General features: G+C 67.5%; 28 protein-coding genes. 11 read left to right on the top strand and 17 right to left on the bottom strand.

Going from position 1 to position 22,462, the window contains the following annotated elements; all coding sequences use genetic code 11:
- The first annotated feature begins 12 nt into the window (after positions 1 to 12).
- From ACFTXQ_RS22735 to ACFTXQ_RS22725, 3 genes are all read left to right on the top strand, one after another.
- Positions 13 to 522: a hypothetical protein gene (locus ACFTXQ_RS22735; RefSeq protein WP_382643501.1), complete on the top strand. Its 510-nt coding sequence runs from the start codon at positions 13 to 15 to the stop codon at positions 520 to 522.
- Between the two features lie 110 nt (positions 523 to 632).
- Positions 633 to 1,301, top strand: coding sequence for a class I SAM-dependent methyltransferase (locus ACFTXQ_RS22730; protein ID WP_382643500.1), 669 nt, complete (start codon positions 633 to 635; stop codon positions 1,299 to 1,301).
- A 49-nt stretch (positions 1,302 to 1,350) separates the two neighbouring features.
- A complete protein-coding gene (locus ACFTXQ_RS22725; RefSeq protein WP_382643498.1) occupies positions 1,351 to 1,848 on the top strand; it encodes a tetratricopeptide repeat protein in 498 nt (165 codons plus the stop codon).
- A 64-nt stretch (positions 1,849 to 1,912) separates the two neighbouring features.
- Here ACFTXQ_RS22725 and ACFTXQ_RS22720 read toward each other — a convergent pair whose 3' ends face one another.
- From ACFTXQ_RS22720 to ACFTXQ_RS22705, 4 genes are all read right to left on the bottom strand, one after another.
- Positions 1,913 to 2,473: a hypothetical protein gene (locus ACFTXQ_RS22720; RefSeq protein WP_382643496.1), complete on the bottom strand. Its 561-nt coding sequence runs from the start codon at positions 2,471 to 2,473 to the stop codon at positions 1,913 to 1,915.
- Complete coding sequence (locus ACFTXQ_RS22715; RefSeq protein WP_382643494.1) at positions 2,473 to 2,706, bottom strand: hypothetical protein; 234 nt, start codon at positions 2,704 to 2,706, stop codon at positions 2,473 to 2,475. Before ACFTXQ_RS22715 ends, ACFTXQ_RS22720 begins: the two co-directional genes overlap by 1 nt.
- Before the next feature lie 204 nt (positions 2,707 to 2,910).
- Positions 2,911 to 3,264, bottom strand: a complete 354-nt coding sequence (locus ACFTXQ_RS22710) for a hypothetical protein (RefSeq protein WP_382643492.1) — start codon at positions 3,262 to 3,264, stop codon at positions 2,911 to 2,913.
- A gap of 106 nt (positions 3,265 to 3,370) precedes the next feature.
- Positions 3,371 to 3,676, bottom strand: a complete 306-nt coding sequence (locus ACFTXQ_RS22705; RefSeq protein WP_382643490.1) for a hypothetical protein — start codon at positions 3,674 to 3,676, stop codon at positions 3,371 to 3,373.
- Between the two features lie 71 nt (positions 3,677 to 3,747).
- On the opposite strand from ACFTXQ_RS22705, the gene ACFTXQ_RS22700 reads away from it, so the two are divergent.
- Positions 3,748 to 4,197: a hypothetical protein gene (locus tag ACFTXQ_RS22700; RefSeq protein WP_382643489.1), complete on the top strand. Its 450-nt coding sequence runs from the start codon at positions 3,748 to 3,750 to the stop codon at positions 4,195 to 4,197.
- A gap of 886 nt (positions 4,198 to 5,083) precedes the next feature.
- Positions 5,084 to 5,410 carry a helix-turn-helix domain-containing protein gene (locus tag ACFTXQ_RS22695; RefSeq protein ID WP_382643488.1) on the top strand — a complete coding sequence of 109 codons (327 nt, stop codon included), beginning with the start codon at positions 5,084 to 5,086 and terminating at the stop codon, positions 5,408 to 5,410.
- A gap of 46 nt (positions 5,411 to 5,456) precedes the next feature.
- Here the strand turns inward: ACFTXQ_RS22695 and ACFTXQ_RS22690 are convergent, their stop codons facing one another.
- From ACFTXQ_RS22690 to ACFTXQ_RS22680, 3 genes are all read right to left on the bottom strand, one after another.
- Complete coding sequence (locus ACFTXQ_RS22690) at positions 5,457 to 6,536, bottom strand: integrase (RefSeq protein WP_382643487.1); 1,080 nt, start codon at positions 6,534 to 6,536, stop codon at positions 5,457 to 5,459.
- A gap of 267 nt (positions 6,537 to 6,803) precedes the next feature.
- Positions 6,804 to 7,139 (bottom strand): hypothetical protein, encoded by a 336-nt coding sequence (locus tag ACFTXQ_RS22685; RefSeq protein ID WP_382643485.1) that lies wholly within the window; start codon positions 7,137 to 7,139, stop codon positions 6,804 to 6,806.
- A 257-nt stretch (positions 7,140 to 7,396) separates the two neighbouring features.
- Positions 7,397 to 12,400, bottom strand: a complete 5,004-nt coding sequence (locus ACFTXQ_RS22680; RefSeq protein ID WP_382643483.1) for a hypothetical protein — start codon at positions 12,398 to 12,400, stop codon at positions 7,397 to 7,399.
- Between the two features lie 712 nt (positions 12,401 to 13,112).
- Between ACFTXQ_RS22680 and ACFTXQ_RS22675 the strand changes: the two genes are divergently transcribed.
- Both ACFTXQ_RS22675 and ACFTXQ_RS22670 read left to right on the top strand, forming a co-directional pair.
- Positions 13,113 to 13,328 carry a hypothetical protein gene (locus tag ACFTXQ_RS22675; protein WP_382643481.1) on the top strand — a complete coding sequence of 72 codons (216 nt, stop codon included), beginning with the start codon at positions 13,113 to 13,115 and terminating at the stop codon, positions 13,326 to 13,328.
- Between the two features lie 120 nt (positions 13,329 to 13,448).
- On the top strand, positions 13,449 to 14,015 hold the full coding sequence (locus ACFTXQ_RS22670) for a hypothetical protein (protein ID WP_382643479.1): 567 nt from the start codon (positions 13,449 to 13,451) through the stop codon (positions 14,013 to 14,015).
- A 36-nt stretch (positions 14,016 to 14,051) separates the two neighbouring features.
- Here the strand turns inward: ACFTXQ_RS22670 and ACFTXQ_RS22665 are convergent, their stop codons facing one another.
- From ACFTXQ_RS22665 to ACFTXQ_RS22630, 8 genes are all read right to left on the bottom strand, one after another.
- Complete coding sequence (locus tag ACFTXQ_RS22665; RefSeq protein WP_382643477.1) at positions 14,052 to 14,333, bottom strand: hypothetical protein; 282 nt, start codon at positions 14,331 to 14,333, stop codon at positions 14,052 to 14,054.
- 85 nt (positions 14,334 to 14,418) lie between these two features.
- Positions 14,419 to 14,646, bottom strand: coding sequence for a hypothetical protein (locus ACFTXQ_RS22660; RefSeq protein ID WP_382643475.1), 228 nt, complete (start codon positions 14,644 to 14,646; stop codon positions 14,419 to 14,421).
- Positions 14,643 to 14,876, bottom strand: coding sequence for a hypothetical protein (locus tag ACFTXQ_RS22655; RefSeq protein WP_382643473.1), 234 nt, complete (start codon positions 14,874 to 14,876; stop codon positions 14,643 to 14,645). The genes ACFTXQ_RS22660 and ACFTXQ_RS22655 overlap by 4 nt, the downstream gene beginning before the upstream one ends.
- A 97-nt stretch (positions 14,877 to 14,973) precedes the next feature.
- Positions 14,974 to 15,141: a hypothetical protein gene (locus ACFTXQ_RS22650; RefSeq protein WP_382643471.1), complete on the bottom strand. Its 168-nt coding sequence runs from the start codon at positions 15,139 to 15,141 to the stop codon at positions 14,974 to 14,976.
- 115 nt (positions 15,142 to 15,256) lie between these two features.
- On the bottom strand, positions 15,257 to 15,589 hold the full coding sequence (locus ACFTXQ_RS22645) for a helix-turn-helix domain-containing protein (RefSeq protein WP_382643469.1): 333 nt from the start codon (positions 15,587 to 15,589) through the stop codon (positions 15,257 to 15,259).
- A gap of 19 nt (positions 15,590 to 15,608) precedes the next feature.
- Entirely contained in the window at positions 15,609 to 16,088 is a 480-nt protein-coding gene (locus ACFTXQ_RS22640; protein WP_382643467.1) for a replication/maintenance protein RepL, read from the bottom strand.
- Positions 16,089 to 16,642: 554 nt separating this feature from the next.
- On the bottom strand, positions 16,643 to 17,032 hold the full coding sequence (locus ACFTXQ_RS22635) for a hypothetical protein (protein ID WP_382643465.1): 390 nt from the start codon (positions 17,030 to 17,032) through the stop codon (positions 16,643 to 16,645).
- A gap of 293 nt (positions 17,033 to 17,325) precedes the next feature.
- Complete coding sequence (locus tag ACFTXQ_RS22630) at positions 17,326 to 17,673, bottom strand: hypothetical protein (RefSeq protein WP_382643463.1); 348 nt, start codon at positions 17,671 to 17,673, stop codon at positions 17,326 to 17,328.
- Between the two features lie 245 nt (positions 17,674 to 17,918).
- Here ACFTXQ_RS22630 and ACFTXQ_RS22625 point away from each other — a divergent pair, with 245 nt between their 5' ends.
- From ACFTXQ_RS22625 to ACFTXQ_RS22615, 3 genes are all read left to right on the top strand, one after another.
- A complete protein-coding gene (locus ACFTXQ_RS22625; RefSeq protein ID WP_382643461.1) occupies positions 17,919 to 18,158 on the top strand; it encodes a helix-turn-helix transcriptional regulator in 240 nt (79 codons plus the stop codon).
- A gap of 41 nt (positions 18,159 to 18,199) precedes the next feature.
- Complete coding sequence (locus tag ACFTXQ_RS22620) at positions 18,200 to 19,543, top strand: tyrosine-type recombinase/integrase (RefSeq protein WP_382643459.1); 1,344 nt, start codon at positions 18,200 to 18,202, stop codon at positions 19,541 to 19,543.
- Between the two features lie 431 nt (positions 19,544 to 19,974).
- Complete coding sequence (locus tag ACFTXQ_RS22615; protein WP_382643457.1) at positions 19,975 to 20,322, top strand: hypothetical protein; 348 nt, start codon at positions 19,975 to 19,977, stop codon at positions 20,320 to 20,322.
- Between the two features lie 39 nt (positions 20,323 to 20,361).
- Here the strand turns inward: ACFTXQ_RS22615 and ACFTXQ_RS22610 are convergent, their stop codons facing one another.
- Entirely contained in the window at positions 20,362 to 21,015 is a 654-nt protein-coding gene (locus ACFTXQ_RS22610) for a TetR family transcriptional regulator (RefSeq protein ID WP_382643455.1), read from the bottom strand.
- A gap of 88 nt (positions 21,016 to 21,103) precedes the next feature.
- On the opposite strand from ACFTXQ_RS22610, the gene ACFTXQ_RS22605 reads away from it, so the two are divergent.
- Entirely contained in the window at positions 21,104 to 21,874 is a 771-nt protein-coding gene (locus ACFTXQ_RS22605) for an SDR family NAD(P)-dependent oxidoreductase (protein WP_382643453.1), read from the top strand.
- A gap of 17 nt (positions 21,875 to 21,891) precedes the next feature.
- On the opposite strand, the gene ACFTXQ_RS22600 is transcribed toward ACFTXQ_RS22605, so the two are convergent.
- Positions 21,892 to 22,410, bottom strand: a complete 519-nt coding sequence (locus ACFTXQ_RS22600) for a DUF4240 domain-containing protein (protein WP_382643451.1) — start codon at positions 22,408 to 22,410, stop codon at positions 21,892 to 21,894.
- Positions 22,411 to 22,462 lie beyond the last annotated feature (52 nt).

The following is a 22,462-nucleotide window of genomic DNA, read 5'->3' as shown; positions in this document are numbered from 1 at the left end:
GAGCACCACCGCATGACCGTCATGATCGAGAACCCGAGCACCGGCAACACCGCCCGTTCCCGCGACCCGAAGGAGCTGCTGAACGCGGTCACGCCGCACATCCAGCACCTGACCGTCAACATCCTCGACGACGGCATGACCGTCTGGGACCGCGAGATCGCGCTGCTGCTCCGCGACGAGGTGGACACCCGCGAGACCGCCGAGCGCATCCTGGGCAACGCGGTGATGTACATGATCGCGTCGATGGAGAACCCGGACGTCCACATCGGCGTCGGCAAGATCGTCGACAAGGGTGTCCACCAGGTCATCCTCGACACCCCGGTCTACTTCGCGTTCTGCGACCTCTACAACGGCGGCAAGTACAAGCACCACGCGCCGTTCATCAAGCGCCGCACCGACGGCCTGGTCATCCGCACCGCGGACTTCCTGACCTCCTGCGGGTTCTCCCCGGACCAGGAGCTGTGGGCCAAGGACGGCGCGGACTGCTCGCCGTGCGACTCCAAGGTGCCCGACTCCCACTGACGGACGACCCGCGGCCGAATCCGGCACATGCACAACCGAACCGCCCCTAGGGTGTGGGCCTCGCCAGCGCGACCGGCGGGGCCCCTCCCGCGTTTCTGAAGGACATCGCCATGACCACGCCGCACAACTACGAGCACGAGCGCGCCCTGTGGGACCAGTTCGCCGAGAGCGCCACGAAGGACCCCTCCAACGGCGACCCCGTCTTCCGCTGGACCCAGTACAAGGACCACCCCAACGACCCCGGCCCCGGCATCCCCGGCGACCCCGCTACCGTCCTGGAAATCGGCTACGGCACCGGCCGCGCGCTCGCCTACCTCGCCGAGCAGGGCATCAAGGGCACCGGCGTGGACCTCTCCCCGGTCGCCGTCGCCCACAGCACCGAGAAGTACGGCCACCTCGGCATCGAGTTCGTGTGCGCCGAGATCCTCGCCCACCTGGCCGGCGCCGAAAGCACCTTCGACGCCGTCTATTCGATCTTCGGCGCCGCCTGGTTCACCGACCCCGCCCGCCTCTTCCCCCTCGTGGCGAACTCCCTCAACCCCGGCGGCGTCTTCACCTTCTCCCAGCCCCCCGCCATCCCCGGCGCCTACGGCCCACAGGGCATGTACAAGGGCGGCTTCGCCGGGCCCGCGATGTTCACCTACCGATACAGCTACCCCCTGCACCAGTGGCACGAGTTCATGGAGAACGCCAGCTTTACCGACATCGAGGTCCGCGAGATCGACGCGCCCACGCCCGGCCACATCGGCACCCTGCTGGTCCGAGGCATCCGACCGTAGGGAGAAGCGTGTGCTCCAACACCTGATCACACACGGCGAGGATCTGCGCATGGTCCCCACGGACCGCGCGCAGCTGAACGCCGCCGTCGAGGAGCTCCGCGAGGAACTTCGGACGCTCCCCGAGGACACGGACGCCGCCAGGACCCGAGCGCGGTGGGTCGGCATCGGCCTGCTGGTCCTCGGCGAGCACCAGGACGCTCGTGCCTTCCTGCACCAGGCCCTCGACATGGCCACCGCCAGCGGCAGCACCCGCGCCGCCATCGCCACCCAGCTGAACCTGGGCGACGCGTACCGCTATGCCGGTGCGGCCGAGACCGCTGATGCGCTCTACCGCGAGGCCCTGGACGCCGCCCAGGAGCAGCACCCCGACCTCGTCGACTTCGCACTCCAGCACTTCGGCAAGCACCTCATGGAGCGTGGCGACCTCGAATGCGCCCGCGCCCATCTCTGGGAGGCCCGGCGTCTGCGGCTCGCCAAGGGCGACGCCGGACTGATCGAGTCCACCCAGGCCGCGGTCGATCACGTCGAGCTGCTCATCAGTCACTGACCCGGACATGACACTGGCCCGCTCCCCGGTGCTGCTGGGAGCGGGGCAGTGTCATATGCAGGGGCTACTCGTCCCACCAAGGAGCGATCGAGCACGTAATGTCGCGCGCCTCCCGCCGCATCTCTTCCTCCTCCGGCGTGGCCGCGGGCAGACCCTCGGGGTGCAGTCGTGCATTCTCCCGAAGCCAGCTCTTGCCGACCCACGGCTTGTCCATGAGGTTGTACTTCAGTCGCGTCGCGAGATCGAGACGCTCTGAAGGATGATTGAGCACCTGCAAGGGGGTCTTGCGGCTCGTCCGGTGCGGCATCCACGAAGGAGGCTCCGCCTCGTTCACATCCTCTTCCTCGGAGAGCCGGTCAAGAATCAGCAAGTCTCCTTTTGCACGGCCTACGCGATGCGCCCACTCGTCGTATGGCCACTCGTCGACCCATTCCACAGGCTGATTGCGGACGTTGTAGACGACCTTGGGCCTCTTCATCCAGCTGGGCGGCGTCGGGCCCTCATAAGCCGCCGTAGGCGTCTCCGGCGGCTCCTCCATGATGGCCGCCTCCAGGTGCTCGCGCCGGGCGTCCCTGCCCACGACGGGGCCGCTCCGGACGACGTTCCGGCGCCGCTTGCTGCTCATCAGCTCCACCTCGCCCCGTCGGACTTCCGAATGATCGCGATGGGGCACGGCGGCGTCATGCGGGGGCGGTGCCGGGGCGGTTCCTGCGGGGCCGCGTGGAAGTCGACGATGTGGCCCTTGGCCTTCGCTGCCGGATACGCCGCAGCCGCCTCCGCGCGCGCCTCGGGAGTAGTGAGGTCGATGATCGGCTCCACGCTCGGCCACCAGCGGTGGAGGAACTCGGGAAGGTTCATGTCGGCTCCAATCTGAGGAGACACCACTGGGAGGTGCTTTCCCGAAAAGACCCGAAGGGGTGTCGGACGAATGACAGGGGTGTGCGGAACAGCGGGTGAGGTGCACCGGCTCCAGCGAGTAACTCCCTGGAGGTCACGGCCCAGTGATTGCAAGGGCCCCGGGTGCAGCCGATGTGCCACACCCGCAGTGGTAGCCATACCTCCTCAGAGATCGGCGTTCAGCTCGTCGGCGGTGGCCGCCCAGGGCCCATCGGTTACGGGCATCGCACGCCAAGGCCGGCGCTTCCCGTCCCGCAGAATCCGTACCGCGATCCAGCGGCCCGCCCACATCTCCAGATCTCTCGAAAGCGCGGGAGAGGGGACAGCAACGCTGTCCAGCTCCTGCCCCTTGCGGCGTACGTCGACCACCACGACATCGACGTGCTTGTGGCCGTTGTAGGCCGTGATGCGGCGGGGGTGGACGTAGAACAGCGCCTCGCCCATGACCACCCGCCACCACAGCACCCCCGAGGCCCAATGCGTCCCGTCGGGTCCAGGAGCGTACTTACGCGTCCCCACCGGCGCCCTGCTGACGTCCGGCGGCGGAGGCTGGTACACACGTTCCGCGGACTCGTACGCTGCCCTCCAGCGCTCCGGCGGCGCTGAAACACGCCCGGCGTCCATCTCAGGACACGTCCCCGTACACCGCGGCCGGCCTTGCTTCCAGCGTCGCCGCGTCCACGCCGCGGGCCTGGAAAGCACGAAGCGCGTACTCCCTCTGCATCCGCTCACCCACGGACTGACCCACCCCTACGGCCGCTTCCGCTGCCTTGTTGCGTGCCACCTCCGCGCGCCGCTTCTCGACCGCCGCCTGGCTCCAGCCACCGAGGTTGGGGTTCCGGTAGGTCAGCTGCGCTGCCATCGCCTCCTGCTCGGCCTGACGCTGCTGCTCGGCCCGTTCCTGCGCCTTACGCGCCCAGAAGTCGTTCATGTCTTTCTCTCTTTCACTTGAAGAAAATTCGGCGGGGATAATCAGCAGTAAGCCCCACAAAGGAGGTCCCCATGAATGCGCGTAACCAAGGTGTCCGTGTACCCATGGATGATTCGCCGGACCGCGCCCGCCGCACGGTCGATGAGCTGCTGTGTCAGGCACATGCCCCTTCGATCAACAACTTCCGCTTTGCCGATGACGATCCGTACCACCGCCCCGGCGTCGACTACAGCCAATGGGGACTTCACCCCGACATGCAGCGCCCCGACACTCGGGAGAATCCGGCGGTGCGCCCGTGCGGTTCCTACTCCACGTCCGTGAGGAACGAGGGCGAGGGGAAGATGACCAACGCCCACACGCGGCGCATGGTCGTGGACGATTCGACGGAGTACGACGCCGCTGTCCGCCACTACTACGGCGACACCAGCCGGTACAGGTCGGGGGCGGTGAAGCAGAACAGCGGCGCGCTGGTTAACCGGCAGTTTGTAGGCGGCGCAGAGAGCGGCTACAAGGAAGCCTGAAAGAAGGTGCGGGGCCCCGCTGGCGAATACGGGGCCCCTTCGACCGGGAGAGGCAAACCGGCCGTTCATGTGAGCGCCGATGCGCTGCGGTGTACTCGGTTACTCCGCTCCAGCTCCCTTTCGGAAGGTCCGCTCCTGACGGATACGTACGTGAAGTGGCGGTGCAGAGAACGAACGACATCGGTGACACGGTTGGCGGGGAATGTCGGACACCCCCACTGCTGACTCCAGGTGAAGAAGTCAGGGGGGAACTCGCGGAGGATGAGACCAGGATCGGCGTCATCCGGGTATCGCAGCAGCGCCGGCATACGCCGGTCCGCGGTATTGGTGAAGACTGTCGGGTCGTCCATGCCACCAGCATTCACCACTGCGGGTTGATGGTGTTAACGGGAAAATGTCGAGGTGAATAGAGGTCCGCCAGATGTGGCGGATCCGCATGCAGGACGTCGGCGGGGCGAAGAGCTTCCCTTGCAAGTAGGTATCCGCGGTGCCCGAAGAGACGGGGAAAGATTTTCCGGGGGGCCCAAGCAATGTGCCCTTCTACATACATAGGTACTGCTTCCCCTACGTACGCCACGCTCGCCGGGCCGGGCGCCTGCTCCTGCCGTAGCCAGAAGAATGCATTGGCAGAAGAAGTATTTCGCTTAGTTCTCACGCCACGCCAGCAGGGCACAGCTCCAGCAACACCCTGCCTAACACCCTGCTAGAGCCAGGCAGGGCAGCCCGGCCGGCGCCTGGCTCCGGAGGCAGTGGCATTCCTCACATCACAACATCCTTGACTTTCAACATTCCCCTTCGTTGATCTTTCGTGGAAAATTGCAGCAGCGCCAAATGACACCGATCGGTGTCATGACACGAATAGGTGTCATCCGAAGGGAAAAGCTCGATGCCGTGGAACCTGCCGCCTTCCTACGTTGCTGCATCTGATCTGGGAGCGGAGGATGACATAGAGTTTTTCGACCCCATGACGCTGCTCGATGAACCGCGGCCGGCGATCGAGGTTGAAGAAGTGCCGGTGAAGGATCTGCGGAAGCTCCTGAAGCTGTCCCAGGACGAAGTCGCCAAGCTGATGGACGTCTCCCGCTCGGCGGTCGGAAATTTCGAGCACGAGGAATCGCACGTTCCCGGCCGGCTGGCTTCCTACCTCGCAGCGTTGGGCTACCGCCTGGAGATGTACGCCGTCCGGCAGGACGAGAAACTGCTGCTCAAATAAATGAATGCCCCCGCTCATGAACTAACGGGGGCTTGGACGGCAGCCGCTACAAGCCGATGCCATGCAGCGCGTTGTCCTCGAACAGTCCGCCTTCCTCCACGTACTCCTCGAAGGCGCGGCTGGCCTTGGCCCATCCGCCCTGCCGCTTCGCTTCCCGCTCCTTGCCCTTCTTCACGGATTCGGTGGCGAAGCCTCGGCGGGGGCTGTGTCCGGTGAACCTGATCTCGATCCCCGCGATCTCCCCGGCGCTGGTGACGACGTCGCCGACGGCTTCGGGGGTGATGCCGCCGGCCATGAGCGATTTCCCCTTGGCGTGGATCCTGCGGAACGCGAACTCGTCGGGATTGAGCGGCTCCCCGGTCAGCTCCTCGACGGCTTCCTTGTACTTGACCCAGTTCCGTACGGGGCAGGTGGCGAGGCGCGTTCCGTAGGGAATGCCGACGGTGCGGGGCTTGACCTTGGACACCGCGACGTCCACCACCAGGCCCTCGTCGGTGAGCGTGATGTGCCGGTTCCGCAGCCACGCGATTTCGTGTTCCCGGCCGGCGAGGGCGAAGTGCACGAGCACCAGGGCGCGGTCGCGGAGGCCGCGGAGGTTGTCCGGAAGGGCGGCGCTGATCAGCTGGAGGTGCGGAATCTTCAGGGCCGGAGCCTTACCGCGGCCTCGGGTCTCGGGGCTCTTGGCCAACTCGTCCTTGAGCTGCGTCAGGCGGGCTCGCGCCTGCTTGGCCACGCCGTGCTCCAACGTCAGCTTGTGGTCGACGCGGGCGGATACGACGATGCCGGTGATGCGGCGGTCGATGGTGGACGGCGCGGTTCGGCTTCCCGCCTTCCTGCCGGGCTGCTCCCAGAGCCATTCGACGAACCACACGAGCGTGCCGGACCGGATCGCGAGGAGAGGTAGCTGCTTCTCGGCGCAGAACTTCTCCCACGCCTTCCAGTCCTGGGCGTAGGCGGTGACGGTGTTGTCGGGACGGCCGGCGGCCACCTTCTCGGCGGCGATGTCGTCTACGTAGTCCAGCCCGGCCCGGGTCTGCTCGTCGTACTCCTCCGGCCGCTGGATCTGGCGCGGGACGCCAACACCGGTTCGCACCGTGGCGAGTCCCGATTCCACACCTTCGATCACTTCTGTCCCCCTTCGCTCCGCAGAGCGTGTCAACACTCGCAATATCTGTACCTTATTCGGAGTCATGGACCCGGCGCAGGCTCGTCCGGATCTTGGACGCCTTGGCGCCCGCATACTTCTACTTCATGCCGGGTTGTTTCGAACGCACCATTTACGCTTCGATCCCGAGTCCCCCATGGGGGACACTCTCGCCGGCCGAGTGGGAAACGCGTTTCCCACCTGTGACTCGCCAACTGCTGCGTACAACCCGGCGCCCAACCGCGGCGCCTACTCCGGCAGCTCAGCCCGCAGCCACCGGCCGATCGTGCGTTGCTGTTCGACCGAGAGAACCCCCACGCCGGTTCCGAAGAACTCACCAGCCTCCACCGCCGGCCACGGCACGCGCAGGACCGTGACCCCGTTGGCTACCGGCACCACGAGCCACTTCGCGTGTTCATCGTCGGGAGCGGAGCGGTACGCGAGCATCCCGACCACGGGGTGCCCCTCGGGTCGGCGCCACTCGACCACACGCTGATGGCTCATCTGCTGGCGAGTCAGCGGCCGACTGAACGTCGCGGCGTTCCTGCGCTTTGGTGCTGACTCCTCGGCTGCATTGATCGTCATGAACCGATGATCAGCAGCGGAAATCCTGATCCGGTAACTTGCAGCCGGCCGCGTAGTGGCCGTTTTTGCACCGGTGCCGTCCTCGCTGGCCGCGCTACCGGATCCCGCCGCGGCCGTGATCCCCTGGCGGTGGGAGCGGTCAACGGCTCGTTTACCTTTCGGCGGCCAAAGGGCGCGGTTTCATTGGTGCTGCCCCTGCCGCTCCCCCCCTCCGAGGCCAGGCGGCGCAGCTCCTACACCGCCCGGCCCCACCGGGGTCACCCAAGGGGCGGCACCACCTCCGCCACGCTCGCCCCGACCAGCGTCACCAGTGCCCCCGCCGCCGCAATGCTCATCAGGTCCCGCCGCAGCGTGCGGGGTACCCGGACCGGCGTCGCCACCGGCTCCGGCCGTCGCAGCTCACCCCCCAGCGTGGACAACTCCGCCGTCAGCTCCTCCCAGTCCAGCCCTGGCGTCGTCTCCTCCTGCTCCCCGCGCAGCTCCCGCCACAGAGCATCGAGCGACGATTCCAGCTCATCCCACGTCATCGACGGGGCGTCCAGCTCCTCGGGCTGCTCCCGAAGCTCCTCCGTCAGCAGCTCCGCCGTCAGCTCCTCTTCGCGTGCGGCCCTGTTGGCTGCGCTGATCGCCGCGTAGTCGATCGCGTCGCCGTCGTTCTCGACGAACGTGGGAGCGGCGACCGGCTCGAACCACCCCCGCGGCTCCGGCTGCGGCTCGGTGCCTTCCACCCACAGCTGCTGAGGACGCACGTAGTCGCACACCTGCGGCGCGTCGTCCCACTCCACCCGCACCCCGTCGAAGGTGCTGTAGCGCGTCGTCCCGGCCCGTCCGGCCAGCGTCACGCGCTGCCCCGGCTCCCAGTACGCCCTACCCGTCACCGGCAGCACTACGGGTGCCGCCTCCAGCATCGGCCGCACCGGGGCGGCCTCCAGGGCCGGGCGCAGGTCCACGAACGAGGACCCGTCGTTGATGCTGACGGCGACGCCGCCCGCGTCCAGCGGGGTCACCGTCACCCGAGGCTCACCCGCGTGCAGGCGCCATGCCGCCCGCTTCTGCTGCCGGGTGAGCGGTCCCTGGTATCGCTTCGGCTCCTCCGGCTCCTCGGCGAACTCCGGCTCGGCGGTGGCTTCGATCGGCTTCCAGTCGGGCCCGACGTGCTTCTCCAGGGTCTCGCGCATGGTCGGCACGTCCCGCTTCGGGGCCCACACCACGGCCACCCGCTCCACGGTGTCGCTCACGCGCTCCCACTCGCCCGTCACCTCGCAGCTCTCGCACTCGGCCAGGGCCAGGGCCGACGTTCGGGACTTCCCCTTGCGGGTGAGCCGCTGGCACCCGTCGGCACACCCGACAGCCACGCCGCGGCCGTCCTCAGCGGCTTGGTCGACGGTGAGCCACGCGTATCGGTGGTCGCACTCCGCGGCGTCCGGCTTTTCCTCCGTGTCGGCAAGCGCAGGAACTTCCTCCCCGACCTCGGCGGACTCGCCGGCTGGAATCTGGGCCGGAATTTCTTCCGTGTCGGCGCCGTGCACCTGCGGGTACAGCTCGCTCAGGTAGCGGCGAAGCATCTCCCGCCACGGCACCCCGAGGAGCTGACCCCACACGGCCAGGGACACGAGAGGAGAAAAGACGTCGCCGAGCTGCTGCGTCTTCGAGGAGCGCGACCCCACCACCGGGTAGTCCGCGGGCAGGCCGACCAGGAGGCACACTTCCTCGATCGTGAACCGGCGTCCCGTGGCCGCGTTGTACCAGCCTCGGATCTTCGAGGTGATGCCGTTGATCGGCTTCGGCTCCGGATGACGGCTGGTGCGGCCGTCCATGCGGAAGTTGTTGCCCCCGCTGGTCTTCCGCACCCCCCGCGTGTTCACCTCCGCGTCCGGCTCCCAGCCGATCGCCTCATGAGCCAGCGTGGTGATCCCCGGGGCCTGCGGCATCCCCGGGCGCCGGTACCAGTGCGCCGCCATGATCGAGCGCTTGCGGTTGCTCGGAGACCCGAAATCGGCAGCGTCAATGACGTCCCATTCCGCCTGCTCGCACCCGGCCGTCACCAGCTCAAGCCAGATGTCCTCCTTGACCTGCTCGGGCAGCAGGGCGGCCTGCTCGATGACGATCCGGGTGAGCGGGGCGCCGATGTACCGCAGGCCCAGGCACCAGATCACCGGGGCCAGCATCAGCCCCGCCGTCTTGGCCGTCATGCCCTCGACGAGCGCCCACATGTCCGCCACCGTGTGATCGGTGCGCTCCCCGTACGAGGAGAAGCACCCCTCCTCCCAGGTGCACTCCTCGCCGTCCTCCTCGTGGGTGCAGTACTCCGTGCCGTCCTTCTCGTAGTTGCCGTACATGAACCCGACCTGGTTGATCGCCTCGACCAGGATCTCCAGGTTCTCCGGAGCACGACCGGCGCCCGTACCAGCCACCGTGAAATCCGGGCACGGCATCGTGAACATGACGTCGTGGGTGAACCGCAGCGCGGGGTGTTCAGGGTTCAGCGTCTTCACGTCCGCGCGCAGCACCGTGCAGCCCGCCGCCTCCGAGGTCGCCACCGCGTCGCCCGCCAGATCGACACAGATCATGTCCGTGTCCGACACCAGCCGCTTGCCCTTGCAGCCCCCGCCGCAGCCCGCGCAGAAGTTCAGCCCCCTGGGCTTCTCCGCCGGGTAGAGCCACCGCACCGGCCACGGCGCGGCCAGCGTCTCCCGCTGCTCCTCCGTCAGGGACTCCAGGAGGGTCACCAGCTCCTCGCCGTCGACCGCGAACAGGTCGGCGTGCGTGACCGGCTGCTGCTCCTCCTGCTCCTCAGCAGCGTCGCGCGCCAGGGCCAGGCGCAGGGCCTTCGGCAGGTGCGCAGTCCCGTCCTCGGTCGGCTGCTCGGCCGTCGGCTCCGCCTGCTGCTCACCACGGGTCACCGCGTCCGCGAGGATCGCCCGCTTGAGCGCGGGCAGGTTCGGGAACATGTCCCCGCCCGTCCGGCAGATGTTCTTCGGGTCCTCGCCCTCGAAGATCAGCCGGGCCCCGTCCGCGTGCTCGTGCTGGGCAGAGAAGGATCCGGCGAGCTTCCGCACCACGTAGCGGTGACCCAGGATCTCCGCGACGCACGGGAACGTCTTCTTGTCGCTGAAGACGATGTCGCCGACCTTGGGCGCGACCTTCTTCTTCGGCGCCATGCTGCCCCGCCCCACCGTGTTCTCCCCCTGGTCCTGCTTCTCCTCCGGCTGCGGCCGGTCCACATCGAATTCCGGCTGACGTCGGTGCATGCCCGCGCGCATCTCGGCGAAGTCCTCTCGCTGAAAGGCCCCGTTGTCCTGCACCCAGCCGCACGAGCACGAGGGGATGAAGAACCCGTCCCGCTCGGTCACCGTGGTCTCGTGCGCCGTCCTGGCAGCCTTCCGCGCTGCCTTCGCGGCCTGCTGCTCACCCATCACCCGGGCTTCTCCCAGCAGCACCGCCACGGCGTCGGGGCGGGGGTTGGTCTCGCCCGCCTCCAGGGCCGCCGTCAGCATCTGCGCGGTCAGCGCGTAGAGCCGCTCCTTCCAGTCCAGCCAAGAGCCCATGGAACCGCCGACCTTGCCCGCCGCCTTGTGCGCGACGTCCCACGGCTCGCCCTCGTGGCCGTGCACCTCGAACAGCCGCCGCGCCAGGTGCTCCGCGCACGCGCCGACCCGGCCCATGACCGTCACACCGTCCTCGGCGAGGACGTCCACGAGGAACCGGCCCTCGGACTTACGGGCACGGCACCCCCCGTGCTCCCAGCCGCCGGGACCGCACTCCCGCGCGTCCTTGCCGTGCGAGGCGTCCACACCCGCGATCACCCAACGCTCGGTCGGGATCTCCTCCAGCCCGGCCACGGTCAGGTAGAAGTCGGCGCGCTTGCGGAACATCCCGTCCGTGTTGCCCGTGATCGGCGCCTCGGTGAACGCGCCGTCCGCCGACCGCTCCCAGCCCCACGGGTACTGAGCCTTGAGACCGACGCGCCCGTACCGCTCGACGCGCCACACGCGCGGCTCAAGCTCCGTTTCGACGGTCTCAGCCGACCACGGAACGCGCTCCTCGTTGATGTGCCCGTGCCGCGCCCAGACGCCTGCCGCCCACGCCCGCGATGCCGAGTCCTTTCGGCACCACTCGACGGCCGCCGCCAGGTGTACGGGGTCGTTGTGCCCCTCGTACGGCTCCGCCCACCAGAACCAGCCGCCGGACGCCCCGCTAGCGGTGAACGGGGCCCGCGCCACCTGCCACTCATCCCGGTTGTACGAGCGCGCGCACAGCCGGAACTCATGACCGGCCGCCGTGGTGAACGCCCAGTCGTAGCCGTCGTCCTCGGCACGGTGGTGCTCACCCTCGTACGGGGCCACCGACTCACCGGCCGCGAGGGATACGGGGAATTCCGGCTCCGGCACGTCGTCGAAGCTGATCTGACCCGCGCACGGCTCAACCGGCTCCGGAACGTCGTCGGCCTCGACGGCGCCCCCGCAACCGCACGTGTACCCGCCACGCTCATACAGATCGGCGATCAGCTCACGCCCGGACCGCGTGCACGGGTACCAGCAGCCGCAGACCGCGCATGCACGGTCAAGCTGACGTTCCGCGCGGCGGACGTCGTCCCCGGCATCCTGAATCGCACCCTCGGCGCGGTCCCGGTATTCCATGGCGGACGCGTGGGCATCGCTGCTGCGCTCCGTCCAGTCATCCATCACGGCATCCCACGGGCCGTCAGAGAAGAACATCACGCTAGAGATGCGGTACGCCGCAGCGTGAGCCCAACGGGCCCGCCGGTACAGCCGCTCGGCCGCATCGAATTCCGGCCGGATCAGGTCCGTGTGCCGCTGCGCCTCGGAAATCCGCTCCTCGACTGCCCGCACAGTCCGAGAGACTTCGGAGATATCCGCGTAGCAGGCCGTTTCCAGCGCGAGCCGCTCCGCTTCCTGGGCGTGCTCCTCCGCCTGCGTCGCGTACTTCTGAGCGTCACGGGACAGCTTGACGACAGACCATGCCTGCCGACCAACGGGAGTGTTCGGGTCCGTGATGTCGTCCTCGGTCTCGACCATTTCCGGTTCGACCTGATTACTCGGGTCCTCGACAGACTCGGCCGAAATCTCGGCGGAGTGCTCGCGTACCCACTTCGTAACGGCGCCGGGGGACTTGAATCCCTTGTCGAGGTACCGGCCGTCGAGGGTGATCACGTAGTAGAACGTCGTCACCTGGTCGTAGCGGCCCCGGATGGGACGCTCCGCGCGGTAGGCCAGCGTCTCGCCGTGCTTGCCTGCCACGGCAGTGAGGCTCGTGAGACGGTGTTCCCGCATGAGTTCCTGAATTTGGGTGTGCGGTGCCCTTGTGTCCGTGGTCATTTTCGAGAAACCCCTATCGCGAATCGTCACACCGTGCGCCCGGTGCTAGCGGGCGTGCCCGAATGGGCATGGGTCAATTATCGCGGAAAGGGGCGCAGCATAGGGGGTTCGGGAGAAAAAAGAAAGGCGAGGAATATCACGACCAGGATATGAGATTTCATTTGCACTAAAGGCGATGCCCTGGTTGCCCAACTAGGCGCATTCCGTGGGCAGTTGAGGGGGTACCCACCATTAGGTGATAAATGCCCGAATTATCCCACCTGATTCCTCGAACGCGAATTGAGATATTCGCGGAGGCAGTGGCCGGCGGGGAAAGCAGTGGCCTCCGAGGAGGCTATCAGATGTGCTAAGTTCTTCAACGAGAACTCCGCGTCACACCGGATCTCACAGCCCCGTCGGGTGCTACCTCGCAAGAGGCCGGCGGGGCTTCTTCATGCCCTGACTCCATCCGGGCGACTTCACTTCCCTTCGCGCTCGTAGCCCCCGTAGCGTGGCCACGAGTACGCGCCCCGTCTCCCTGTACGGCCCGCTACGGGTTCAGGCGCCTACCGCTGCTGATTCTCGGCGCGGCTTGACGTGGACAGGGACCGGTCATCATCCGGTGACCGGTGAGCCCTGCCCGAGAGGGAAACCCATGTCCACAACGCACACTGAGCGCCGGCCGATGTTGCCCGGCGAGCGCACCGACCACTACATCCGCACCACCGGGCACCTTCCGCCTCACTGGTCCTGGCAACAGGGCGAGGTGTGGCACGCGAAGGCCAGCGAGTACGAGTACGCCGCGGCGTGGGGCGTCAGTGCGAAGGACCGCTCTCGGGCCCGGAACTGGTTGCGCAGGCACGGCAGGTAGACGACGAAGGCCCCGTTCCCTCCTGGAGTTCGGGGCCTTCGCGCTGTCCGCGTCACACATTCTTTTTGTGCTGGATGGGAGAATTGAGAATTACATTCTCTTTTTCTCCTGGAGTCGGCTGTGAGCATCAAGGACAAGAAGACCCCCTTCCACGCTGGCGGCGACTACACATCGGACCCGTATCCGCTGACCGACGCGGACGGGGAGTCGACGCGCACGGAGTGGCCCCCGGCGACACCGGAGGAGATCGAAGCCGACCGCGCGACGTGGACACCCCCATACGGCTCTGCACCGCTCCCCGCGGCCCCGCTGTGGCTTTCCCCGCAGGACGGCGGGAACGTGTCGTACAAGGGCATGCAGCTGTACTGGAGCTCCGACGTCGGGCAGATCCCCGCCAGCAGCGCCACGAGCGGCTCGGCGGGGCTCGACGGACTCGGCGTCACCGGGCACTTGCTCTACATCGCCGAGGGCGACACCCCGCCGGACACGCCGTCGCTGACGCTTGGGCCGCTCCGCAACGTCATCGTGGGCGGGTTCAACGCCACCTCCGGCGAGCCGCCCGTGACTTCCTGGGTCAAGCTCAGGCCGTCGACCGCGTACGCCCTCCAGATCGCAGCGGTGGGGTCGGCGGGATCCGGGCCCAAGTCGGCGGTGCTGCACGTGACGACGGGGACAGCCGACGAGTAGCGGTTCACGCAGCTACGTGACTGCGTGGCACCGGATTTAGCGACGGCCGCCGAGCGGGATGAAGTCCCATCCCTCGCCGTGGTCCTGGTTGTCCTCGTCTTCGTCCCACTCCTCGACGACTTCGCCGTCTTCGAGGTCGTCCACGGGGTACTGCGGATCGCGCCACGTGCCCGCGTACGCCACGAACTCCGCGCGGTCGTCGGTTCGTACGGGGCGGGGCGGCAGCGACCCAGGGGCGGCCTGCTGGACGCGGCGCGCAGTCGGCTGCGGTGCTTCGCGGGCGCCGGCGCCGAAGTGCGCGGTCAGGTCACGGTCCATATCGCGATTGTGGGTTCGGTGGTCGTGCGGTTGTTAGCGCAGGCCCCCGGCCGAAACCGGGGGCCAACGAGGGTCTCGTGTTGTCCTACGTCCTGGGATCGTCCAGCTGGGCCAGCAGCTGCCGCGCCGTCACGGCGTCCTCGTGCCGGTAGCGCCGGACCGCGGCGTAGAGCTCCACGCAGTGCGCCGTGTGGTCGTTCAGCAGCATCATCGGCGTGCCGTCCTCCCGGTGGTACACCTGGATGCCGATCTCCTCCGCCGCGCGGGCTTCGTCGTCGGTCAGGCTGACCATCAGGCGCAGGTCGTCGGTCATGAGGCGAGGCCGTCCCGCGGAGGTGTTTGGAAGGCGGGCCAGTCCTTGAACGGTCCGGCGACGGTGCCCTTGAGGTGGTCACCGAGGCAGTCGACGGCCTGCACGTCGCCGTCGTCGTAGATCAGCCACGCCAGGACCGGGATGGAAGCGGTCCGGTCGCCCACCTGCTCGTTGAAGACGTAGCCGCCGCCGGGGATGGCGGCCACGATGCGGGGTTCGGTCTTGCTCATTCGCCGGCCTCCACCTGGGGGAAGTTCGTCATACGAGCAGCCTGCCCGGCGTGAGTTACGGCGCTAACGACTCCGGCCGGGTGAACCCTCGTACCCCTCAGACGTCGCTCCGCACGCACAACTTGCTGGAGGGGTCCGGCACCTCGAAGCCGCGGGGCGCAAGGTTCTCCCCGCTCGGTCCGATTCCGAGGAGCATGATCTTGTTCAGGGCCACGATGACGTCCGGGTCCTCTTCCCAGGGCATGCGCTCGGGGTGCTGCTCCATGAACTGATCCGTTTCACCCGTTTATCGACTATTGCGGCAATCGCCCAGGTGGATACCCTGGAAGGGTCCTGGCCCCCGCTGAACCCCCTCCGAGGCAGCGGGGGCCGCTGCATGTTCAGGCCACGAAGGGCAACGAGACGACGTTGTCCACCGGCTTGAACCCGCCGAACATGTAGTCGGCGTGGATGTTCCAGACGCCCGAGACGATGGGGCGGATGACTCCGGCCTCCCGCAGCTCGCGGAGCGCCTTGGAAATGGTCGGCTGGGAGTTCCCCAGAACGCGGGCCATCTCGGTCTGCGTGCCCGTGATGGCGACCCCGGGCTCCCCGGACTTCTGTCGGCTCGTCATGAAGAACAGCACGCGGTAGGCCGCCGGGGACAGGTCGAAGCGTACGGTCGGCCGGCGTCGCCGCCGGAACCGCACGAGGTTGTCCGCGGAGCTCGTCATGATCCGTTTCCCTTCCGTCTTACGCGGCGCTCTTGTCGGGGGTGACGTAGATGAACGAACCGTCCGGCATGGCCTGGATGGCGTCGCCGTGGGTCTTCCCGTTCCCGCAGTACGCGATCTGCGGGTTGAGGTACCAGACGGTCCGGGACTCGGAATACAGCAGCCGCGAGGTGCGGAGCTTCTTGAGCGAGGCCGAGACGTTGGCCTGCTTGGTCCCCATCTGCTCGGCGATCCACCGCTGGCTCTTGATAATGACGCGCCCGGGATCCTTCCGGGACTGCCGTTCGTAGAAGAACCCGTAGAGGCGGTAATCGAACCCTGTGAAGTTGTGTTCCTCGGCGATACGCCAGAAGGAGAAGTCGAGCATCGCGTACTGCTTGCTGACGAAGCCGTAGGAGTAGAACGGCTCGCCGTCCGCGACGACGTTGAAATTGGTGATCTCGCCGGTGGTCTCGTTGACGGCGTTCAGCCGCCGAACCCGGGGGGCATTGCGGGGCATTCAGTGCTCCTGCACCGAGGGGATGTCCTGTCGCTGCGGCCCATCCGCCCCGCTGTGCGGCCTTGCCAGACTCAGCCTATGCGAAAACTTTCACCGCTGATAGCGCTGTTCGGGCGGTGGACCGCGCCCCGGTTTGATAGCCCATGGACTATCAAACGACAGTCGGCGGGCTATCAAGCAGAGGCACCTTGGCCATGCGCCGCAAGGGCTCTCTATCGTGGGCTCTTACCGTCAGCAAAAGCGCCGTGTCTGCTGAGGCTTCAGCACTTCGTCTCGCCTGCTGTCCCGTTCCAGCTGTTCCGTCCGTCCCCTCACGACATGCTCGGCGACCGAAGGGAGCTGAGCGATGGCGAGTGAGCGAAGGCGACCGTAGGGAGCCAAGCGACTCAAGCTATGTTGCTTTTGCTTCACAGCTGGTGGCGCTTGGCTCCCTACGGTCGCCTTCGCTTCCACGTGTGACGCCGCTCCCTCCGGTCGCTTCGTCACGCGCGCTTGTCCATCGGGTACCGGGTTGTCTTCGGTACGGAACAAGCGATACGCACCAAGAGCGCGGCCTAGTCGGAATCCTCCGCGGGAATCCACTCAGCGATCCGGCACATCTTCCGCACCACAGCGGCATCCCTCAAAGAGTGCGGCGCCAGAACCCAGGGTGACTGAATCTTCATGATGTAGCCGGCAGTAATCCGCTCCTCCGGGTTCTCAAGATCGCGGCCCGGCTGAGGCAGGAACTCCTTCAGAGTCGGCACGAGGAACTTCTGCTTCACCTTCACGTTGGGCGCGATGCCCACCGTCCGGTCCCGCACCGCCAGAACATCGGTCAGGATCTCCTCGTGGCCGTACTCGTTGAGCTTCAGCCCCATCGGGCGGAAGACCAGCAGCTCGCCTTCCAACAGATCGGGTACGAGGTAGCCGCCGGACGGGAGAGGGTTACGAGGAAAGGTCACGCCCTCCAGCCTGGCGCCGCGACAAGCGGGGGGAAAGGTTTCCTCCCAGAGATCACCCGGGCAGCTTAAACCGGGCCGACCATCGTCGAATTGGTCCGTAGCGGATCAGCGCATCGCTGCGCAGCAAGAAAGTTGGGGGAACCACAACATCTAGCGGTTGCAGCCCTGTTGAAGAATGAGAATCAACCCAGCAGGCGGAATTCCACGCGCGCGGGATTAACAACTCGGCGTGTCGGTGCAGGTTGGCGCCAGCGGAGACGGCCATCAGGGACGGCTCCGGCCGTTCATGTGGTTCAGCAGTGCTGCTCCAGGTCGCGGATCCGCTGGTCGCAGTCGGCTAGCAGATCTTCCCGCACTTCCCGCCATGCTTCCTGCCTCTCGGGGTCCTCGTAGCGGGCCTCCCGTTCCACAAGCCGGGTACGTTGTGCCCGAGCGTGCTCAAGTTGCCTGGCGTGCTCACGATCGCGCACCTCCGCTTCGTCGGCCTCGATCGCGGCATAGAGGTCCTCGACCGTCACCTGTGTCGGGTCGAAGCACCCGATCGCCATCACTCGGGCTTCGCGCGGGCGCTTTCCCATCGCGCGAAAGGACATTTCGAAGGCGTCCACCATGGAGACTCCTGCGGGGAGTTCAATCGTCATGTGATCAGATTGCCGGGCAATCGCGGGATGTTCATCGGCTGAGCAGGTGAACCTGCATCCGGGTCCGTGATTCGGCGCCGGTCAAATGATGTGATCGTCGGCGAGGGCCCTGTGAGGCGAATCGCCCGGTACCTGCCGTGAACGTCGCCGAGGCGCTGTGTGGTGCGGCGCCCTGGGGCCCGGAGCGGTAAGGATCTCTCCTTGCAATTCCCCTGCACAGAACACCTGTTGAGCACCGTCGCGGCATGTACGCTTCTGATCCCCGGCGGTCGGTCATGACCGCGCGGAAGCCGGAACTGGACCGGCACCCCAAGGCCACCCCCGAAGAGGTAGCGGCCTACCTGCAAGTCCCGGTCGGGACGCTCTACCAGTGGCGTCACAAGGGCTACGGGCCGCCGGCCGTACGGATCGGCAAGCACCTCCGCTACACGTGGTCCGACGTTGACGCGTGGTGGGCCGCCCAGGTCGCCCAGCAGAGCGCGTAGTCGGTCCCTTCCCTTCCTTCACCACCACTAGGAGATCCTGCGTGCCCTACGACAATTGGCATCTGGCCCGCCCCCCGAGAGCTGCGATCGAGTGCCCCCACAGCTCTCCGGCCGAGTGCGAGGAGCGGCACCCCGGCGTCGTGCGCTGCACCGTGAAGAAGCACGGGCACAACAAGTTCGTGTCGAAGGTGCACGGGAAGGGCAAGCGGTGGCAGGCCCGCTGGCGAGACCCCGCCGGAGTCCAGGAGTCGGAGCTGTTCACCACCGAGGTCGACGCGAAGAACTACGAGGACAAGATGCGGGCCGGCGTGACCGCCGGTACCCACGTCAGCCCGAAGGCCGGGAAGGTGCTCATGGGCGCCCTCGTCGACACGTGGCTGGAGGTCAAGAGGTTCAAGAACCCCAGGTCGAAGTATCAGATCGAGTCGCGCACCCGCGTGCACATCAAGGATCACAAGATCGGAAGCATGGAGATCGCCGACATCTCCAACTTCACCATCCTGTGGTGGATCAAGGACCGGAGCGGGGTCATCGACGAGACCTACGTGGGGCTCATCCTCTCCGAGATGCAGTCGATGTTCGACCTCGCGGTGGACGCGAAGCTGATCCCGAGCAACCCGGTCCGCACGTTCAGCGTGAAGCAGGCGAAGCCGCACCGGTCCAAGACCGCGGCGAAGGGCCTGCCGCTGACTTGGGAGCAGACGGAGAAGATCCGGATCGAGCTGCCGGACCCCTACAAGGCGATCGTGGACGTCGGCCGCGGGCTCGGTCTGCGCCAGGGGGAGATCTTCGGCCTGTCCCCGGACGACATCCTCTGGGACCACCCCGACGGCCCGATGCTGCACGTCCAGCGCCAGATCGCCTGGGACGGGTCCGTGATGGTCTTCGACGGCGCCAAGGGCGAGGACGACCGCAACCCCAAAGACCGGTGGATCGAGCTGGGCGAGGACGTCGCGAACGCGCTGCTGGAGCACATGGCCACGTACCCGCCGGTGACGGTGACCCTGCCGCACGCCACGCGGGACGGCGAGCCGGTGACGGTCTCCATCATCTTCTACTCGCGCGAGAAGAAGCCGATCAACAAGAACTACTTTGGCTACCTCTGGAAGGCGGCGCTGGAGGCGATCGGCGTGATCCGCGCGCTGAACGACAAGCCGGTGGGCAAGGGCCGGAAGTGGGAGAAGTGCCGCGACAAGATGATGCACGCCCTCCGCCACCTCTTCGCGTCGATGATGGTCGACGCCGGCGTGGACGTCTGCACCCTCGCGGACCGGCTCGGGCACACCGACCCCGCGTTCACGTTGAGGAAGTACGTGAAGCCCGTCGCGACGGCTGGCGACAAGGTCCGGGCAGCGGTCCGCAGCATGTACGCGACGGCGGCCTGATGTGCTGCCGACGGGGGTTCATCGGGACGAATCTGGAACCAATTTCGCCGTCACACATAGTGATCACCGCCGAAGCCGGTCCAGTGGCCGTGTGCACCCCATCCCGAGTGCGAGGTGGCGGCGCCGGGAAGGCGCGAAGCCGGGGGCCTGTGCAGGATCCGTGCAAGGTGATCTTGAGATCGGTGATCGTTGCAGGTCGGAGAACTGGTGCTGTAAATCTTCGACCTCTAAAGTGCCTGGTGGAAGGCCCCCCGCCGCTCTCTTCGGAGAGCGGTGGGGGGCCTTTCCGCTTTGACAGGGCTCGGCGGCCGAGCCAGGGTGGAAATGTCCTAAAGGCCGGATAAGAGAAACACGTTCGGAGGTGCATGAAGATGCGCCGTAGGATCGTTGCGGCAGTCCTGGCAGGCGCCGCTGGAGTCACCCTCGGACTGATGCCGGCCGGAAGCGCCTCGGCCAATGGCGGCACCTGGAGGTGCGACAACTGGAACGACGGGCGTCGCTGGGACGAATGCTGCAACCGCGACTGGCGCTACGTGCCCGACTGGTGCTGGAACGACGGCCGCGTCGGCGGCGTCGGCGGCTACCGGGACGACTGGGGCAACTGGAACGACGGGTACTGGCGGGACGACACCGGTTGGCGCAACTCCAACTGGAACGACAGCTGGAACGACGGCAACTGGAACAACGGCAACTGGAACGATTCCGGCAACTGGAACAACGGGAACTGGAACGACTCCGGGAACTGGAACAACTCGGGCGGCTGGGACCGCGGCCGCTGAACACCCCGCGCACGGGCCGATGCCCCTGCTCCGCTGACCTCAGCGGAGCAGGGGCATCGCGCTGGTGAGGTCGCGCAGGCAGCGGACCGCGAGCTCCGCGGGCGAGCCGGGGCCGGTGACCGGGGCGTCCGTCGCCGACCACAGCTCCAGGGAGATGCGGATCGCGTCCGTGGCCGCCGCGGCGATCAGGCGCACGCCCAGGGGGTCCGCCTCCGGGCCGGCCAGCCGGGCCACCACCGGGACCAGGTGCTCCTCGGAGTCCTGGTTCACGCGGTACCAGACCGCGCGCAGGGCCTGGTCGGTCGCCGCCGCGCGCAGCAGCCCGCGGGTCACCTCCAGGCCCTCCTCGACCGCCTGCGGCCCGGTCAGCGAGCGGGTCACGGCCCGCTCCAGGGCCTCGGCGAGGGGGGTGCCGGGGGTTTCCTCGGAGAGCAGCGCCCGCCAGGCGTCCCCGCCGCCCGCGAGCAGCGGGGCCACCGCGTCCTGCTTGTTGCGGAAGTAGCGGTAGAACGTGCGCAGGGCCACGCCCGCGCGGTGGGCGATGTCCTCGGCGGTCGTGCCGTCGGGGCCGTGCTCGGCGAACAGCTCGCAGGCCGCGCGGGCGATGTCGAGCTGGGTGGCGGCCTTGCGGCGTTCGGTCAGGGACTGGGCTCCGGCGCCGGCCTGGGGGGAGTACGGACGAGGGGATCTCACGGGGTGAAGCGTACCTCCCGGGATCAAGAGGGAGTGCATTCCCTGCCACTCTGGCAAAACGTGCCACTGCTTCGGTACGCTCGTACCCATGAACCGTTACGAAGGACGTCGCGTCCTCATCACCGGCGGCGGATCCGGCATCGGCCAGGCCACCGTCCACCGCATCCTCGCCGAAGGCGGCCGGGTCCACACGGTGGACGTCAACGAGGCCGGCCTCAAGGCCACCGCCGACAAGGCCGCCGCCGACGGCCACCAGGACCGCCTGACCACCGCCGTCCTGGACATATCCGACGAGAACGCCGTCAAGGAGGGCGTGGCCGCCGCCGTCGACGCCCTCGGCGGGATCGACGTCCTCGTCAACGCCGCGGGCATCCTGCGGTCCGAGCACACCCACAAGACCACCCTGGACTTCTGGAACAAGGTCATCTCGGTCAACCTGACCGGCACCTTCCTGATGATCCGCGAGTCGCTGCCGGCCCTGCTGGCGGGCGAGCAGCCGGTCGTCGTGAACTTCAGCTCCACCTCGGCCACCTTCGCGCACCCCTACATGTCCGCGTACGCGGCCAGCAAGGGCGGCATCCAGTCCATGACCCACGCGCTGGCCGCCGAGTACAGCAAGCAGGGGCTGCGCTTCGTCTCCGTCGCCCCCGGCTCCATCGAGAGCGGCATGACCACCGGCAACGGCCCGGGCCTGCCCGAGGACACCGACTGGTCGTTGTTCGCCAAGCTCGCCCCGGCCCTCGGCCAGGGCTTCGCCGGCCCGCAGACCGTGGCCGGCGTCGTCGCGATGCTCGGCTCCGAGGACGGCGCCTTCATCACCGGTACGGAGATCCGCATCGACGGCGGCACGCACTACTAGGCCCGCCGTCGGCAGGGCTACGACCGGAAACGGTCCCAGAGCCGGGGGAAGCGCTCCGCCAGCACGGCTTCGTTCTCGAAGTCCAGCGGGGCGCCCTCCGGCTCCGCCGGTTGCAGGGGCACGCCCAGATCCGGCGCCACCGCCCCCGTCAGCTGCTCGTACGCCTCGTCGGCCGCGTACCCCAGCTCCTCGCCGTCCCCGTCGATCTCCTCGTCGAAGTCGCCCAGCAGCTCCGCGAGGTGGTCCGGATCGTGCACCCCGCCCTCGAAGACCTCCCGGCCCTGCCCGATCAGCCAGCAGCGGAAGTAGTCGAAGGCGTCGTCGCTGGCCCCGTCGAGCAACACCCAGGCGGCCCCCCACAGGTCCCAGGTGTACGCCCGGTTGTACCGCGACTCGAAGTGCCGCGCGAAGTCCAGGACGGAGTCCGGGTCGAGCTGCGCCAGCCGCTCCACGAGCAGCTCGGCGTGTTCCTCGGGGTCGCCCTCGGCGGCCTCGCGGGTACGGTCGACGATCTCCCAGAACTCCGTCTCGTCCATCACCGCTCCAGCATCACGGGTCGACCCCTCCGCCGCCACCGCTCATACGGCC

The organism is Streptomyces sp. NPDC057010, assembly GCF_042673805.1.
Classification (GTDB): Bacteria; Actinomycetota; Actinomycetes; order Streptomycetales; family Streptomycetaceae; genus Streptomyces.
This window is presented reverse-complemented; position numbering and strand designations above follow the sequence as displayed.

What these genes read in the sequence shown, in the direction of transcription:
- ACFTXQ_RS22735 (WP_382643501.1), top strand. Translation starts at nt 13, where the DNA reads ATGACCGTCATGATCGAGAACCCGAGCACCGGCAACACCGCCCGTTCC.
- ACFTXQ_RS22705 (WP_382643490.1), bottom strand. Translation starts at nt 3,676, where the DNA reads ATGAACGACTTCTGGGCGCGTAAGGCGCAGGAACGGGCCGAGCAGCAG.
- ACFTXQ_RS22665 (WP_382643477.1), bottom strand. Translation starts at nt 14,333, where the DNA reads ATGGACCGTGACCTGACCGCGCACTTCGGCGCCGGCGCCCGCGAAGCA.
- ACFTXQ_RS22645 (WP_382643469.1), bottom strand. Translation starts at nt 15,589, where the DNA reads ATGACGAGCTCCGCGGACAACCTCGTGCGGTTCCGGCGGCGACGCCGG.
- ACFTXQ_RS22675 (WP_382643481.1), top strand. Translation starts at nt 13,113, where the DNA reads ATGTCCACAACGCACACTGAGCGCCGGCCGATGTTGCCCGGCGAGCGC.
- ACFTXQ_RS22715 (WP_382643494.1), bottom strand. Translation starts at nt 2,706, where the DNA reads ATGAACCTTCCCGAGTTCCTCCACCGCTGGTGGCCGAGCGTGGAGCCG.
- ACFTXQ_RS22625 (WP_382643461.1), top strand. Translation starts at nt 17,919, where the DNA reads ATGTACGCTTCTGATCCCCGGCGGTCGGTCATGACCGCGCGGAAGCCG.
- ACFTXQ_RS22640 (WP_382643467.1), bottom strand. Translation starts at nt 16,088, where the DNA reads ATGCCCCGCAATGCCCCCCGGGTTCGGCGGCTGAACGCCGTCAACGAG.
- ACFTXQ_RS22695 (WP_382643488.1), top strand. Translation starts at nt 5,084, where the DNA reads ATGCCGTGGAACCTGCCGCCTTCCTACGTTGCTGCATCTGATCTGGGA.
- ACFTXQ_RS22615 (WP_382643457.1), top strand. Translation starts at nt 19,975, where the DNA reads ATGCCGGCCGGAAGCGCCTCGGCCAATGGCGGCACCTGGAGGTGCGAC.
- ACFTXQ_RS22655 (WP_382643473.1), bottom strand. Translation starts at nt 14,876, where the DNA reads ATGAGCAAGACCGAACCCCGCATCGTGGCCGCCATCCCCGGCGGCGGC.
- ACFTXQ_RS22725 (WP_382643498.1), top strand. Translation starts at nt 1,351, where the DNA reads ATGGTCCCCACGGACCGCGCGCAGCTGAACGCCGCCGTCGAGGAGCTC.
- ACFTXQ_RS22730 (WP_382643500.1), top strand. Translation starts at nt 633, where the DNA reads ATGACCACGCCGCACAACTACGAGCACGAGCGCGCCCTGTGGGACCAG.
- ACFTXQ_RS22600 (WP_382643451.1), bottom strand. Translation starts at nt 22,410, where the DNA reads ATGGACGAGACGGAGTTCTGGGAGATCGTCGACCGTACCCGCGAGGCC.
- ACFTXQ_RS22685 (WP_382643485.1), bottom strand. Translation starts at nt 7,139, where the DNA reads ATGACGATCAATGCAGCCGAGGAGTCAGCACCAAAGCGCAGGAACGCC.
- ACFTXQ_RS22650 (WP_382643471.1), bottom strand. Translation starts at nt 15,141, where the DNA reads ATGGAGCAGCACCCCGAGCGCATGCCCTGGGAAGAGGACCCGGACGTC.
- ACFTXQ_RS22660 (WP_382643475.1), bottom strand. Translation starts at nt 14,646, where the DNA reads ATGACCGACGACCTGCGCCTGATGGTCAGCCTGACCGACGACGAAGCC.
- ACFTXQ_RS22630 (WP_382643463.1), bottom strand. Translation starts at nt 17,673, where the DNA reads ATGACGATTGAACTCCCCGCAGGAGTCTCCATGGTGGACGCCTTCGAA.
- ACFTXQ_RS22605 (WP_382643453.1), top strand. Translation starts at nt 21,104, where the DNA reads ATGAACCGTTACGAAGGACGTCGCGTCCTCATCACCGGCGGCGGATCC.
- ACFTXQ_RS22720 (WP_382643496.1), bottom strand. Translation starts at nt 2,473, where the DNA reads ATGAGCAGCAAGCGGCGCCGGAACGTCGTCCGGAGCGGCCCCGTCGTG.
- ACFTXQ_RS22700 (WP_382643489.1), top strand. Translation starts at nt 3,748, where the DNA reads ATGAATGCGCGTAACCAAGGTGTCCGTGTACCCATGGATGATTCGCCG.